Genomic DNA, 775 nt, shown 5'->3' with positions numbered 1-775 from the left:
GACAAAACATTCAGCACTGATGCCTTCACAGATAAAGCAGCGGCTTATGATGCTGGATTCGATTACATCGATTCACTTAACACATTATCTGCGAATGAGTTACGTCAAAAATTAATCGTTATCAGCGACACACCTGCAAACGATATTAAAATTGATAACACTAAAGTAACGATCCAAGAGTTTGCTCAAACACGTGACCAAGTCGCTTACCGTGCAGTAGTTGATGTGGATTACCACTTTTCGACTTTACGCTCAACTAACTAATTAACGGTTCGAGTTAAAGAAATCAAGTCGCTACTGCTAGCTAAATAAGCCAATGAGCGCTAGCGACAAACAGAATAAATCATCACTTATAAGAAAACATCACTTATAACAATAAGTGTTGATGACAACAGATTAATTAAGGGGATTCTCATGAAAAAATTTACAACATTAACAGCCATCGCAGCGACATTATTAGTAAGTTCAAGTGCATTTGCAGCGACACAAGTTGTGCATTCAGACAAAATGTTCACCACTGATGCCTTCGCAGATAAAGCATCCGCTTATGATGCTGGTTTTGATTACATCGATGGTCTAAAAAAATTACCTGCTAATGAATTACGTCACGAACTAACTGTGATCAGCAATTCACCAGCACAAGACTTAACCATTGATAAATCAAAAGTAACGATCCAAGAGTTCGCTCAAACACGTGATCAAGTTGCTTACCGTGCAGTGGTTGATGTGGATTACCACTTCACTACAATCAAAACACAAGACTAAATTAGTTTAT

The 775-nt window shown here is 37.8% G+C and carries 2 protein-coding genes; both read left to right on the top strand.

The window, feature by feature from the left end; translation table 11 throughout:
* Positions 1-264: DUF3316 domain-containing protein (locus H5084_RS19255; protein ID WP_182692237.1), on the top strand; the 264-nt coding region annotated here is incomplete at its 5' end.
* 150 nt (positions 265-414) lie between these two features.
* Entirely contained in the window at positions 415-765 is a 351-nt protein-coding gene (locus tag H5084_RS19250) for a DUF3316 domain-containing protein (protein ID WP_182692236.1), read from the top strand.
* Positions 766-775: the final 10 nt, after the last annotated feature.

This window comes from Psychromonas sp. SR45-3, assembly GCF_014163575.1.
GTDB lineage: Bacteria > Pseudomonadota > Gammaproteobacteria > Enterobacterales > Psychromonadaceae > Psychromonas > Psychromonas arctica.
The sequence above is the reverse complement of the archived record's forward strand: the minus strand, read 5'-3'. Positions and strand labels throughout refer to the sequence as shown.